At 27.7% G+C, this 14,927-nt stretch carries 11 protein-coding genes and 1 pseudogene; all 12 read left to right on the forward strand.

Going from position 1 to position 14,927, the window contains the following annotated elements; genetic code table 11:
- Positions 1–277: 277 nt before the first annotated feature.
- The 12 genes and pseudogenes from ACFIJ5_RS07785 to ACFIJ5_RS07840 all read left to right on the forward strand — a co-directional run bounded on the left by ACFIJ5_RS07785 (position 278) and on the right by ACFIJ5_RS07840 (position 14,652).
- The gene (locus ACFIJ5_RS07785; RefSeq protein ID WP_379805748.1) at positions 278–2,299 is read left to right on the forward strand and encodes a type I restriction-modification system subunit M; all 2,022 of its coding nucleotides are present in this window, start codon (positions 278–280) and stop codon (positions 2,297–2,299) included.
- On the forward strand, positions 2,299–3,618 hold the full coding sequence (locus tag ACFIJ5_RS07790) for a restriction endonuclease subunit S (protein ID WP_379805750.1): 1,320 nt from the start codon (positions 2,299–2,301) through the stop codon (positions 3,616–3,618). The genes ACFIJ5_RS07785 and ACFIJ5_RS07790 overlap by 1 nt, the downstream gene beginning before the upstream one ends.
- 77 nt (positions 3,619–3,695) lie before the next feature.
- Positions 3,696–4,856 carry an AAA family ATPase gene (locus ACFIJ5_RS07795; RefSeq protein ID WP_379805752.1) on the forward strand — a complete coding sequence of 387 codons (1,161 nt, stop codon included), beginning with the start codon at positions 3,696–3,698 and terminating at the stop codon, positions 4,854–4,856.
- Positions 4,843–5,448 carry a retron system putative HNH endonuclease gene (locus ACFIJ5_RS07800; RefSeq protein ID WP_379805754.1) on the forward strand — a complete coding sequence of 202 codons (606 nt, stop codon included), beginning with the start codon at positions 4,843–4,845 and terminating at the stop codon, positions 5,446–5,448. Before ACFIJ5_RS07795 ends, ACFIJ5_RS07800 begins: the two co-directional genes overlap by 14 nt.
- A gap of 15 nt (positions 5,449–5,463) precedes the next feature.
- Positions 5,464–8,442, forward strand: a complete 2,979-nt coding sequence (locus ACFIJ5_RS07805; protein WP_379805756.1) for a type I restriction endonuclease subunit R — start codon at positions 5,464–5,466, stop codon at positions 8,440–8,442.
- Between the two features lie 170 nt (positions 8,443–8,612).
- The gene (locus ACFIJ5_RS07810) at positions 8,613–9,617 is read left to right on the forward strand and encodes a hypothetical protein (RefSeq protein WP_379805758.1); all 1,005 of its coding nucleotides are present in this window, start codon (positions 8,613–8,615) and stop codon (positions 9,615–9,617) included.
- A 188-nt stretch (positions 9,618–9,805) separates the two neighbouring features.
- The gene (locus ACFIJ5_RS07815) at positions 9,806–10,105 is read left to right on the forward strand and encodes a DUF2089 family protein (protein WP_379805760.1); all 300 of its coding nucleotides are present in this window, start codon (positions 9,806–9,808) and stop codon (positions 10,103–10,105) included.
- Positions 10,098–10,568 (forward strand): hypothetical protein, encoded by a 471-nt coding sequence (locus ACFIJ5_RS07820; RefSeq protein ID WP_379805762.1) that lies wholly within the window; start codon positions 10,098–10,100, stop codon positions 10,566–10,568. The genes ACFIJ5_RS07815 and ACFIJ5_RS07820 overlap by 8 nt, the downstream gene beginning before the upstream one ends.
- A gap of 218 nt (positions 10,569–10,786) precedes the next feature.
- Positions 10,787–10,912, forward strand: a pseudogene (locus ACFIJ5_RS07825) (DUF6718 family protein); the annotation flags it as partial.
- A gap of 661 nt (positions 10,913–11,573) precedes the next feature.
- Positions 11,574–12,464 (forward strand): YitT family protein, encoded by an 891-nt coding sequence (locus tag ACFIJ5_RS07830; RefSeq protein WP_379805764.1) that lies wholly within the window; start codon positions 11,574–11,576, stop codon positions 12,462–12,464.
- A 225-nt stretch (positions 12,465–12,689) separates the two neighbouring features.
- Positions 12,690–13,517: a radical SAM protein gene (locus ACFIJ5_RS07835; protein ID WP_379805766.1), complete on the forward strand. Its 828-nt coding sequence runs from the start codon at positions 12,690–12,692 to the stop codon at positions 13,515–13,517.
- Between the two features lie 172 nt (positions 13,518–13,689).
- Positions 13,690–14,652 carry a tRNA dihydrouridine synthase gene (locus tag ACFIJ5_RS07840; RefSeq protein WP_379805768.1) on the forward strand — a complete coding sequence of 321 codons (963 nt, stop codon included), beginning with the start codon at positions 13,690–13,692 and terminating at the stop codon, positions 14,650–14,652.
- Positions 14,653–14,927: the final 275 nt, after the last annotated feature.

A 14,927-nucleotide genomic window follows, 5' to 3' on the forward strand; every position in this document is an offset into this window, starting at 1 on the left:
TAATCTATATGGTTAGAAGATGGTAATAATAATATATGTTTCTTGACATGGAGAGAAAACAGGAAAATAAAAGAAAATATAGTTGGGTAAAGCTCTTGAGTGCAGATGGTGCACTTAAGGGCTTTTCAAATGTTGAGATACATATTAAATATGGATAATATAATAGAAAAATGAAGAAATAAGATTTATAATATAATTGGATTGATATAGGTTTAGATATTTATTTTAATACATAAATATTACTAAAAATTAATTTTACATAATTGGAGGAGTCAACGTGGAAAATAATTTTAACCATGTTTCATTTTTATGGAATATAGCAGAAAGTTTAAGAGGAACATACAAAGAAGAAGATTATAGAAAAGTAATGCTTCCAATGATAGTAGTAAGAAGATTTGATTGTCTATTAGATAATTATGATAGAGAAACAATTAAAGAAGTATATAAAAACTATGATTTTTTACCAGAAGAAGAAAAAGATGAAATAGTTATAGCGGATTTAAAAGAAAATCGTGATATGAATTTACAGTTTTATAATGTATCTGATTTTACATGGAAGAAGCTTTTAGATGATAGTGAAAATATAAAGTCAAATTTTGAAGAGTATCTTAATGGATTTTCTAATAATGTAAAAGAAATAATAGGTAAATTTAAGTTTAAAGATGAGATAGCTCAATTAGACAGAAAAAATAAATTATATGCAGTACTTCAAAAAATGTATGAAGTGGATTTTCACATAAATGAAATATCCAACAATAAAATGGGATATATATATGAAGAAATGCTTAGAAGATTCACAGAAAATTCAGCAGCTGGGGAACAGTATACTCCAAGAGAAGTAATTAGACTTTGTATGGAGATGTTATTCTTAGGTAAAGAAAGCTTCCTTACTGAAGAAGGTAAAGTAATATCTATAGCGGATTTTTGTTGTGGAACAGGTGGAATGCTTTCAATAGGTGAAGACTATATTGAAAAATTAAATAAAAAGGCAATTGTTAATGTATATGGTCAAGAGTTACTAGATGAATCTTTTGCAATATGTCAGGCTGATATGTTAATGAAAGGACAAAATCCAGATAACATAAGACTTGGAAATACTTTAACGGAAGATAGATTTAGTGGAGAACATATGAGATTCCTTATAAGTAATCCTCCTTTTGGTGTGACGTGGAAAGATGAAGAAAAGAGAGTTAAAGAAGAGGCAGACTTAGGCTTTGATAGTAGATTTGGTGCAGGTACTCCAAGAGTAAGTGACGGTTCATTACTATTCCTTCAAAATATGATAAGCAAGATGTATCAAGATGAAGAAGGAAGTAGAATAGCTATAATCTTTAATGGTTCACCTTTATTTACAGGGGATGCAGGTAGTGGAGAATCTAATATAAGAAAATATATTATAGAAAATGATTTATTAGAAGGAATTATAGCATTACCTACAGATATGTTTTACAACACAGGTATAGCTACATACATATGGGTTATTACTAATAGAAAAGAAGATAAGAGAAAAGGTAAGATACAGCTTGTTAATGCAACAGAGTATTATCAAAGTATGAGAAAGAGCTTAGGTAATAAGAGAAAAGAAATATCATATGAACAAATACAAGAAATTAAAGATTTATATGAAAGCTTTGAAGAAAATGACAACTGTAAAATATTTAATAATAAGGAATTTGGTTATAGAAAAATAACCATAGAAAGACCTCTTAAATTGAGTTTTAAGGTAAATAAAGAAGCAATAGAAAGAGTGAAGGAAACAAAACAATTCATAAATTTAGCAGTATCTAAGAAAAAGAATGAGGATGTAAAGGCTCAAGAAGAAACATTAGGAAGAGAACAACAAGAGAAATTAATAAAAATGTTAGAAAGTTTTGATTCAAATAAAGAATATTTAAATAGAGAAGAATTTATAAAAGAACTTAAAGAAAAAGCTAAAGAGGGTGGAATTACTTTAAAAGCAGCACTTTTAAAAGCTATATGGAAGACCATTGGAAGAAGAAATGAAAATGCAGATATATGCAGAGATTCAAAAGGAAATATAGAAAGTGATTCCAACTTAAAGGATACAGAGTCAATCCCATTAAAAGAAGATATAAAGGCTTACTTTGAAAGAGAAGTAAAACCACATGTACCTGATGCTTATATGGATGAAAGTACTTTTAATAATATAGGCTATGAAATACCATTTACTAGACATTTCTATAAATATGAAAAACTAAGACCTTTTGCTGAAATAATGAAAGAAGTAGAAGAACTAGAAAATGAAATAGCATTAGAAATAAGGAAGGTGCTAAGCTAATGAAGTACAGATATAGAAATGAAGAGGAAATGAAGGATAGTGGAATTGAGTGGATAGGAAGGATACCTAAAAATTGGAGTATAAGTAGAATTGATAAGGAGTTTATTGTTAGAAATGAGAAGGTAAGTGATAAAGATTTTTCACCATTATCAGTAACTAAGCAAGGAATATTACCACAATTAGAGAATGTAGCGAAATCAGATAACAATGATAATAGAAAAAAAGTTCTTAAAGGTGATTTTGTTATTAATAGTAGAGCTGATAGAAAAGGTTCATGTGGAGTTTCGACTTATGATGGTTCAGTTTCTTTAATTTGTAATGTTTTAACACCTAAATATTTAGAGTCACAATATGTTCATAGTCTATTTAGAAATTATTATTTTTCAGAGGAATTTTATAGATGGGGTAGTGGTATTGTTGACGATTTATGGTCTACTAATATTGAAAAAATGAAAAAAATAAATATTCCAATTCCAAATGAAAATGAAGATAAGAAAATAGCAAACTTTTTAGAAAAAAAAACAACTGAATTTGATTCTATAATTTCAAAAAAAGAAGCATTAATTCAAAAATTAGAAGAGGTTAAAAAAAGTCTTATAAGTGAAATTGTAACAGGTAAGGTTAAGGTAGTTAAAACTTCTGATGGATATAAGCTTATAGAAAGAAAAAAAGAAGAAATGAAGGATAGTGGAGTTGAGTGGTTGGGGAAGATACCTAGTTATTGGAAAAGAATAAAAGTTTCAAGGATAGCTAATGTAGTAAGAGGTGCTTCTCCAAGACCAGCTGGTGATCCAAATTATTTTGGTGGAAACGATGTACCGTGGATTACTGTAGCTGAAGTAACTAAAGATGAAAATAAGCTTTTAGATTCTGTTTCAGCTTATCTAACATCATTAGGAAAAATACAAAGTAGATATTTAGAAGAGGGAACATTAATAATGAGTAATAGTGGAGCAACATTAGGTGTACCAAAAATATTAAATATAAGTGGGTGTATTAATGACGGTTCTTTAGCATTTTTAAACTTAGATATTGATAAAAATTATCTATATTACTTATTAAAAAGTAGAACTAAGATTTTTCGAGAAGAAATGCAGATTTCTGGGCAACCAAATTTAAATACAGATGTTGTGAAATCACTAGATATACTTAAACCACTTGAAGAAGAACAAAGGATAATTGCAGAATACTTAGATTGTGAAATAGATCAGATAAATGTTTTGATAGAAAAATCAAATTATCAAATTGGGAAATTAAAAGAAGCCAAACAAAGTCTAATAAGTGAAGCAGTTACAGGTAAAATTGAAATTTTAGATTAGTTATAAAATCTAAATTTAAAAATCTTTATGGTTTACAACTAACCTATTGATATAATAATTTTGAGGGAAGGAGATGTATGAGAGTGAAGATAGAAAAAATAAGATACGATGGTCATAAGTTATTTAATAATTTAGAGATAGATTTTAAAGATTCAAATGAAGATATATTAAACACTATTGTTATTATTGGTGAAAATGGCTCTGGAAAAACTACATTATTAAAAAGCATTTATGAAGCTTTTGATATAAATGAGCGAGGTTATAAAGAAGTGAGAAACAATAATGTAGAGTTAACCCCAGCTTTATATACAGTAACTGTAAAGTTAAGGGATAATGAATGTGGTACATTGCATCCTGACGGACACTGTTTTGAATTGGATAAAAATGATCCTAAGGTTGTATATATGCCAGCAGAAATTAATTTTGAAAAAATTAATAAAGTGGATAATACATTAAATTTTACGCCAAGTTTCCAAAATATTATTGATCAAAATATAACTCAAAACATACCATCATTTATAGCAACTAAAATAAATAAGGAAATATTTAAAAATAGAGATAAGACTATAGGTGAAGTTATAGATAAAGTTTGTGATGATATAAATAGCATATTTTCCATTATGGATTTAGATGTTAAGTTAGTAGGTCTTTCTGAAACTAGTGAAACAAAACCTATATTTAGAAATAGCTTAGGAAAAGAATTTGATATTACTGGATTATCTTCAGGGGAAAAACAATTATTTTTGAGGGCATTATCTTTGAAATTTTTAGAAGTGAATAATTCTGTGATTTTAATTGATGAGCCAGAAATATCATTGCATCCAGAGTGGCAAAGAAAGATAATTAATGTTTATGAAAGTATAGGTGAAAATAATCAATTTATTATAGCAACTCATTCACCACATATTATTGGTAATATAGAATCAAAACAATTACGTATTATGAAGAAAGAAAAAGATGGTATTAAACTTGTTAATAATGATGAATTAAATGAAACTTATGGAAAAAATATAGGTGATATATTAAGTACAACTATGAAAATTGACAGCTTAAGGAATGAGGATATTACAACTAAATTAAATAAAGCCTATGAATTATTAAATAAAAATTTATATGATACAGAAGAGTTTAAAGAAACATTTAATTATTTAAGAAAGTATTTAGGAGATTTAGATAAAGATATTATGAGAATAAGATTGGATATATCTGTTAGGAATAAGAAAAATGCTAAAAGTTAATAAAGAACAAGAGCCAAACTTTTTATTAGAATATAAGAAAAAATACTCTCCTAAATCATGGAATGATTACAATAAAGATGATATAAAAGCTAAGATAAAAGAAAATATTTTAGTTATAGAACAATATGAATATTGTCCTTATTGTGAAAAGAGAATATATGATAATAATGATGGGCATATAGAGCATATTAAACCAAGAGATAACTATCCCAAAGAGTTTCAGAATTATAATAACCTGTTGGTTTCATGCAATCAAAAAAATAGTTGTGGAATGTATAAAAAGAATAAGTATGATGACAAATTCATAAATCCTGTTATAGATAATCCAGAGAATTATTTTAGTTATAATATTGCTAATGGAGAAATAATACCCAAAAGTAATGATGAACATAGCAATGAATACATGAGAGTAACGTATACAATAGAGATTTTAAACTTGAATTGTTATGAGTTAAAAGAAGCTAGGAAGGCTTTGATAGATATATTAGAAGTTTATAGGGGAAATTATGAGGAATATAATGAATATCTACAGTTTTTTATTGATGATGGTCATAACTTTCCAAGTTTAATAAAGTTATATATGCAATTGTAGAATGGGGGAAGAGGTTTGTTACCTAAGGAGAAAAACTTAGAAGAAAGCATTGAAAATTATTTAGTTTCCAGTGGATATGAACAAGGAGTTTCACAGGAATTTGATTTGCAATATTGTTTATTTACTGAGGATTTATTTAGATTTTTAAAAGCTACTCAAAAGGATTTAGTAGATGAGTTTAAATCTAACTACGGAAGTAATTGGAAAAAGTTATTTTTAGATTTAGTTAATTCAAATATAAAAAGAAGAGGGCTTATTCACGTTTTAAGGAATGGTATTGAAGATATCATGATGAATGGTACTTTTAGGTTGTTTTATAATAAGCCCAATGTAAGTTCTAATAAAACTGACTTAAACAACTATAAAGAGAATATTTTTAAGATTACAAGACAGCTTAAATATAGTGATAAACATAATAATACTTTAGATGTGGTGTTATCTTTAAATGGTTTCCCAGTTATAGTTATGGAGCTTAAAAATCAATTTACAGGACAAAATGTTTATAATGCTATAAGGCAGTTTAAGGAAGATAGAAGTCCTAAGGAAAAGTTATTTGGATTTAATAAAAGAGTATTAGTTTATTTTGCGGTAGATACTGATGAAGTATATATGACAACAGAGCTTAAAGGAACTAAGACTTTCTTTTTGCCATTTAACAAAGGGTTTAATAGAGGAAAAGGAAACCCTACAGTAGAAGGTAAGGAAAAAACTTGTTATCTTTGGGAGGATATATTAAGTAAAGATAGTTTACTAGATATTATTAAAAGATTTTACTTTATAGAAAAGAAAGATAAAAAGGAAAGGGCTATTTTCCCAAGATATCATCAGTTAGATGCTGTGAGAAAGATTGTAGCGGATTTAAAAAAGAATAAAGCCGGATTAAATTATCTTATAGAACATAGTGCAGGTAGTGGTAAGACAAATACTATAGCATGGACAGCTCAGAGATTATCGAGTTTACATGATGAAGAGGATAATGCAATATTTGATTCAATTATTGTAGTTACAGATAGAAAGGTACTTGATAAGCAACTTCAAGATGCTATATATCAGCTTGAACATAAAAAGGGATTAGTACTTAAAATAGATGATAAGAAAAATTCAACGGACTTAGCCAATGCTATAACAAGTGGTATTAAGATAATAATTACTACAATACAAAAGTTCCCTTATGCGCTTGAAAAAATTAAAAAATTAGAAAAGAGAAAATATGCTGTTATTATAGATGAGGCACATTCTTCTACAGCAGGTGAAAACATGAGTGCATTAAAGGAAACTTTAGCAGGTAAAACATTAGAAGAAGCAGCTAGAGAACAAGCAGATGAAGAAAAAAATGAAAAATCTAGTATGGACAAGATGTCTGAATTAATTGAAAAAAGAACGGATTTAAAAAATATTAGTTTCTTTGCATTTACAGCTACACCTAAAAATAAGACAATGCAGATATTTGGGAGAATTGGAGAAGATGGAAAGCCTCATGAATTCCACTTATATTCTATGAAACAAGCAATAGAAGAAAAGTTTATATTAGATGTTCTTAAAAATTATATGCCAGTAAGTGTTTATTATAAGGTTGGAAAGAAAATAGATGATAACCCAGAGTTTGATAAGGGTGAAGCTAAAAGAGCTATTAATAAATTTGTTAGTTTAAATGAATATAATATAAGAATTAAGGTTGAAACCATAGTAGATGATTTTATGGAAAATAGAGTTATGTGGATAGGTGGAAAAGCTAAGGCAATGCTTGTTACTTCCAGCAGACTTCATGCTGTAAGATATAAAATAGCAATAGATAAATATATAAAAGAAAAGGGATATAATATCAAAGCATTAGTGGCTTTTTCAGGAACTGTTAATGATGAAGGGGAAGAATATACTGAAGTATCTATGAATAAAGAAGTGGCTTCAGATATTACGGAAACAAATTTAACAAACATATTTGATAAGGATGAGTTTAAAATTCTTATTGTTGCAGATAAATATCAAACAGGTTTTGACCAACCAAAGCTATGTGTTATGTATGTAGATAAAAAGTTAGATGGTGTAAAAACTGTACAAACTCTCTCAAGATTAAACAGAATTTATCCTGATAAACAAACATTTATTTTAGATTTTCAAAATTCAGTAGAAGATATTCGGGAAGCATACAAGCCTTATTTTGAGATGACTAATATAGATAAGGTTACAGATCCAAATGTAGTAAATGACTTATGGTATCAGCTTCATGAATATGGAGTATATTATGACGAAGAAGTAAATGATTTTGCTACCCTTTTCTATAAAGAAAAAAGAACAAATACACAAGATGGTAAAATGAATAGCATAATTGATAGAGGGGTAGAAAGATATTGTTTTATTGAAGCTGATGATGAGAAGCAAGCAGATGAGTTTAAAAAGAAAGCACAGAAATATATAACATTCTATAATTTTTTACTTCAAATATATCCTTTGAAGAACTTAAATCTTTTAAGACTTCAGGTTTATTTAGTAGCTTTGTTAAAGAAGGTGCCTAAGAAAGGGAAAGAAAGAGTAAATCTTGATGATGTTTTAAGCTTGGATTATTATAAGCTTAAAAAATTAGGTATAGATGAGAAGAGAGGTTCAGATATTTCTTTAAGCTATGGAGAAGGAGAGTTAATTGGAATATCAGAAAATGCTAAATCACGAATAGGAGAAACACAGGAAGAATATTTAGATGACATAATAAAAAGAATAAATGATGTGTTTGGTATTGGTTTAACTGAAGAAGATAGAATAGTAATTGACCAGTACGAAGAAATGTTTAAGCAAGATAAAGCTATAATGGATATAGCTAGAGCAAATAGTTATGAAGACTTAGTGAATACCTTTGGTAAGACTTATTTTAAAAGGGGAATAGTTAAGACAAAAAATAGAAACGACAGGTTATTGAAAGAGATATTAACTAATTCAAATCTACAAAATTTTATGGTTCATTATTTAGCAGAGAAAATATATGATGAAGCTAATAAATAATAAAGTGTTAAAGGGTTTGTTGAAAAAACTGTTTTTATAGGAATTTTAAATGAAATGAATCTATAATGCTTGTAATAAAATAAGTAAAAAATATAATATTTTCAGAATAGATAAGTAATAGATTTTAGCTATGAAAATAAATCAGTTTCATGTTAGAGAAGGTGTGGAGAATGTTAATCCCAATAAAAATAAAAGATTCTATAGAAATTGAAGATATTGAAATAGAAAATACAAACTTTAAATCCTTAAACTTAAGAGAAGAACATATAGAAGAATTTTTAAGAAAAAACATAGAAGTTATATTTGAAGATGAAACTTTACTTGTTGTTGGAAAGCAAGTTGTAAATAAAGAAAATGGTAGAAGTGATTTAACTGCAGTAGACCAAAATGGTAACCTTGTACTAATTGAGATTAAGAGAGATGTTGAGGACATTAGGCAAAGAAAAGAGGCTTTTGAATTTCAAGCTATAAGGTATGCTGCAAGTTATGCAAAACTAAAAACTCCAGATGATTTAGTTGATAAAATATTTGCCTCATACATTGAAAAATATAAAGATGAGTTTGATCTTGGAGATTTAACTGCTTATGAAAAGGCATCAAGGATTTTAAATGATTTTCTTGAAAAGAATAATGCCATAAAGACATTTAATTCAAAACAAAGAATAATACTCATAGCATCATCTTTTGATAAACAAACATTATCAGCTGCAGCGTGGCTTATAGCTAATAATGTTGATATTAGTTGTTTTGCATTAAGTCCAATGAGAATACAAGATAATTATTTTATAGATATTAATAGGATATTACCACCACCTTCTTTAGAGGATTTTTACGTTGAGGTGGATGATAAAAAACGACCTACATATACAAGTAAGAGTAATACACCTAGTACTAGAACTATACTTCCTGGCATGGACAAATTATTTGAGTGGGGAATTATTAAAGCTGGAGATGCTGTAGTAATTAAGAATAGAGATAATTCAGAAGCTGCAGTTATTGATAGTAAATATGTTGATTTTAAAGGTGAAAAACTTACATTTAACAAGTGGGGGCAAAAGGTTACTGGTTGGTCTAGTATTAGAATTTATGATTGGGCTCTAATTAAGGGTAATGACAAAACTCTGCATGAAATGAGGCAAGAGAAAATGTTATCTCTTGAAAATGAAACAGAATAATATTATATATATAACCAGCAGGTAGGCTAATTGAAGTCCGCCTGCTGGTTTTTAGTACTTTAAATAAAAGTTTAACAGAAACTTTAATTTGGGAAGACTGGTGAGGTAATCGCTGGTCTTTTTAATTTAAAAAGATATAGATATTAATTTTTAAAGATACGAGTATTATAATATAGGGGGGGATAATTATGGAAAATAAATTATATTGTCCAAGATGTAATAATAAATTAATAGCAACACGTCTTACATATGATAAATGTGATATAGAACTAATGGGAAATTTTGAACTTAGCAAATTTGACTATCTTTCTAGTAAAGATATAAATTTTATAATTCTTTTTCTGACACATCAAGATAATTTAAAAGCTATACAAAAAGATACAGGAATATCTTATACTGAAGTAAAGAAGAAATTAGGAGATATTTTTACTAATTTAGGAATTGACCCTTCTAAAGAAGAAGAAAGAGGAGGTTTCAGAAATGGCTAATGTTAAATCTTTACCTATAGAACCTAATGATAGTTTAGTTATTAAAAAAATAAAGGAAAAATTAAATGAGTGTGGTGGTAGAATATCGGTACCACTTTTTAGGGGTAAACCATGCGAGATATGGTATGATGACAATGGAAAGGGAGTAGTTTCTCCTAAAATCCCAGTTCCTAATCATTTAACTTGGGAAGTATTTGATGCTGCAGTTGAAATAGTAATGAAAAATGGAGGTAAAGCAGAAAAAGGTAAGGCTCAATCAGGTGCTAAATTAGGTAGTGATAATCTTCCGTTGGATTCAGTAGAAGGATATATTGCGAGTAAAGTTCATGGAGTAGAAGAAGGTAAATCAGCATATGGACCAGGATTTGTAGTTTGTGCCATTTTAGATTGGGCTGGTGTTTGTAAAAATGAAAGAGGATATCTTTCAATTGATCCTAGATTTTTATTAGAATATAATAAATAATTTAATTATTTATTATTGAAAATGGTGTAGCGATTACTTTTTTACATTCTATAACTACATTTTTACTATTTATATTAGTTGTTAAATACTAAGAATTATTAGAATCTATGTTCTTGCAAACTGCTAAATTACACTTATATTTCGTAGCTGTTAATAATACAGATTTCTAAAAAATGAAAAATAAATGGGGACTAAAAAAGTAAAAATCATATTTAACTTTAACAACACTTGAACGTGGGGTACAAATAGTAACTTTGAATAATTTGGATAGTTATAGAGAATATGCTCCATATATATTAATTAATGATGAAGTTGAATTTATATCTAAAGTTATAAAAATGTAAAAAGTTAGCTTCACACTATTATAATCCCCATACATTCTCAAGGTATTATTATCTTGTATGTATAAAATAGATTACATTAATAATATCATAGTTTTAATATAATTATTCAGATATTGACAATTTGTTATTTCAAAATACAGGTATTTATGGTAAAATTGATTATGTAAATGTTTACTTTGTCGATATTATAATAAACTAATCATATTAAACTGTTATAATTTGTAATTCAAATGACTTTTTTGAAGATTATTTGAATATAGGTTAAAGTGGAGTTCTTAGAAAATATATATTGTTGCTAATGGGGGGGATATATTTAACTTAGAAAAGATATGAAGATTCTACAAAGATTTATTTGTTAAATAATTCAACTTTCGCAGTAAAAAATACTACTTAGCGAAGGGAAATGATATTTTGCGTAAGAAACATTTGAACAAAGTTTACAAGTTCTTAGCTTTACGAATTTGAAAAAAGTTATTTTTTAATTACTGATTCCTACGGAATATTAATTAAAAAATCTTTTTTCAATATGAGTAAAGCTTAGAACTTGTTACTGAAGTGAAAGGTTTCTAAGCAAGATATCATTTCCCGCAGCGGCTGTTTTTCATCTGCCAAAGTTAAGTTAAATAAGAAATGATTAGTTTAAAGTTTGGGGAGAGATAAAATGGGTGAGAGGATAAAGTATTTTATTAAGGATTTACCAATATTAACATTAGGTATGTTTATTGGAGCAGTATCTGTACATTTCTTTTTGATTCCAAGTAAATTAATTGTTGGATCCATTACTGGTTTATCAATAGTAATTAATTTACTTACATCAATATCATTGCCGGTTTTAGTTTTTATTATAAATGCATTTTTGCTAATTTTATCTTACTTTCTTATTGGGAAAGAATTTGGTGTTAAAACTGTATATTCAGCGTTGATTTTGTCACCTATGCTTGCCATACTAGAAAAAATATATCCAATTAGACAATCATTGATGCAGGATCAGTGGCTAGATCTTTTGTGTTTTGTGCTGATTTTGAGTTTTTCACAAACGATTTTATTTAGACATAATGCATCAACGGGCGGTTTGGATATTATAGCTAAAATCGTAAATAAATATTGTCATATTGATTTAGGTACATCAGTTTCTATTGCAGGAGCATTTATTTGTTGTACTGCAATTTTTGTGTATGATATAAGAACAGTAATCGTAGGATTAATTGGAACTTATCTTAATGGATTAATATTGGAGCACTTTATGATAGGATTTAATTCTAGAAAAAGGGTTTGCATTGTTTCGAAGGATTATGAGTTAATTCGTAAATTTATAATAGAAGATATGCATCGTGGTGCAACTTTATATCCAATTAAAGGTGGATTAGAATCACAGAACAAGTTTGAAATTGAAAGTTTAATGACACGAAATGAATTTTCTTATCTTATGGAATTTATAAAAAAAGAACAAATTGATGCATTTATTACGGCAGGAACAGTTAGTGAAATCTATGGCAATCTTGGAATAAAGGGAATCAAAAGTAAACCAAAAGTATTATTAGAAAATAAATAAAAGAGGGCTGTGCACTAAATAATTAGTGCACAGCTTATTTTTTATTGTAAAATTTAACTATAACTTGAGACTAGCTAGATTTTCCAATAGGTTGACAGTTTGAAACTTATTGGTATAAACTGACTATGAAGGTGGAATAGGTAGAAAAGCGATGGCATTTACAGGTAGCCAAGATATTTTATTGCGTTTTCTGCCTTGAGTGAAGTGAAAGGGAAGGGTTTAATTATGTATAAAAATGATACAGTTTATTATCCGCAGGATGAAATGACTACTTTTTTACTACCAGTAACAGTAGGATGTTCATATAACAAATGCGCATTTTGTTCTATGTATAAAGATGATAAATATGGTGAAGTTCCATTTCAGGATATAGAAATGCAATTGCTAAATGGATATACTTATACTGAAAAAGTATTTTTGACAGGTGCAGATCCTATGGCAATAGGATTTGATAAAATGAAGCGATTATTAGATATGATACATAAGTATTTACCTTATTGCGCCTGTGTGGCATCATATGCTGCTATAAAGAGTATCGCCAAATATTCAGTTGATGAGCTATCCATTCTTCATGATGCAGGGCTTAGATTACTCTATATCGGTTTTGAAACAGGTAGAGACGATATATTAAAATTGATGAATAAAGGTCATACAGTAGATGAAGCAATTAAACAAGCAAAGAAACTTAACGAATCAAAAATACCATTTAATTCGATTATTATGTATGGGATAGCTGGTGAAGGTGAATATGTAGATAACGCAATTGCAACTGCTAAAATGATTAATCAGTTTATAACAAATAAAGTTATTACCATGAATCTAACAATTTTTAACGGAACGGAGTTAAACAACATGGTAAAAAGAGGTGATTTTATTCCTCAAAGCCGAAATGAACGATTAGTAGAAATAAGAACACTTTTAGAAAATCTCGAACCTAAGCAACCAATGGTATTTGATACAACACATCCAACAAATATAATTAAGATAAAAGGCACATTACCACAAGATAAAGAAAAATTAATAGCAAGGATAGGTTTACCCAAAGGTTTATAAAGAACCCTAGAGATATAAAAAGCTGCAGCAGGTTTAATTTAGGCTACCTGCTGCAGCTTTTTATGGTTACAATTTTAACACTTGTATTATTGATTGTAATATATTATTGTAGATAAGAAAAAAGAAGGCTGATATAATATTTTTTATAATGTTAAAAAAAAGGAGATAATCAATGAAATATTATTTAGCACCAATGGAAGGAATTACAGGATACATATATAGAAATTCTTATAAGAAATTTTTTAATAATATTGATAAATATTTTACACCGTTTATTGTTCCAAAAAAGAATAAAAGTTTTAAAACTAAAGAATTAAGAGATGTTTTGCCTGAAAACAATAAAGGGATGAATGTAGTTCCTCAAATACTTACTAATGATTCAGAAGGTTTTATTACTACGTCGAGGAAATTACAACAATTAGGTTATAATGAGGTTAATTTAAATTTAGGATGTCCTTCTGGAACAGTTGTTTCAAAGAATAGAGGATCAGGATTTCTAGCAAAACAGGAAGAACTTGATAGATTTTTAGATGAAATATTTAAAATGAATGATATGAAAATTTCTATAAAAACTAGAATAGGAATAGAAAGTTCAGAAGAATTTTATGACATAATAAAAATTTACAATAAATATGCTATAGAAGAATTAATTATTCATCCTAGAACACAAAAAGATTTTTATGGAAATAGACCTAACTTAGAGGTATTTAAAGATGCATTATCGTTAAGTACTAATACAGTATGTTACAATGGTGATATTTTTACTGTTAATGATTGTAATGAATTAGTAAAAACTTTTCCGGAAATAAAAACAATAATGTTAGGAAGAGGAATAATAGCTAATCCAGGACTAATAAATGAAATTAAAAACAATACTTTTATAAATAAAGAAGTCTTAAAGGATTTTCATGATGAAATTTTTAATGAATATAGAGAAGTGTTTAATGAAGATAGAAATGCAATGTTTAAAATGAAAGAATTATGGGGATATATGATTTGGCTATTTTCAAATAACAAAAAATATGCTAAAAGAATAAAGAAGGCACAAAAGGTATATGATTATAATAAAGCTGTTTTAAGCTTATTTACGGAGCAGGAAATTATACAAGGTGCAGGATTATTTAGTAAAGTGTAAATAGACAAGAACAGCCTTGAGAGACAAAACTCTTGGGGCTGTTTTTATTGTTCCAAATTAAAGATTATGTTTTAAGTATGATACAGAGTTTATAAATATGACTTGTAATTATTATTTTAAATTGACATAGATATTTAAGTTAATTTATACTTAATGTCTTTTTGGAGCCAAACGTCTATATGGAGTAGAAAAGAATATTAATAAGAGTCATAATTTAATACAGTGATAATGATAATTATTACCAATAAAGTTTGCTCAAAAATTAAAATGTAAGG

The organism is Haloimpatiens myeolchijeotgali, assembly GCF_042688525.2.
Lineage (GTDB): Bacteria > Bacillota > Clostridia > Clostridiales > Clostridiaceae > Haloimpatiens.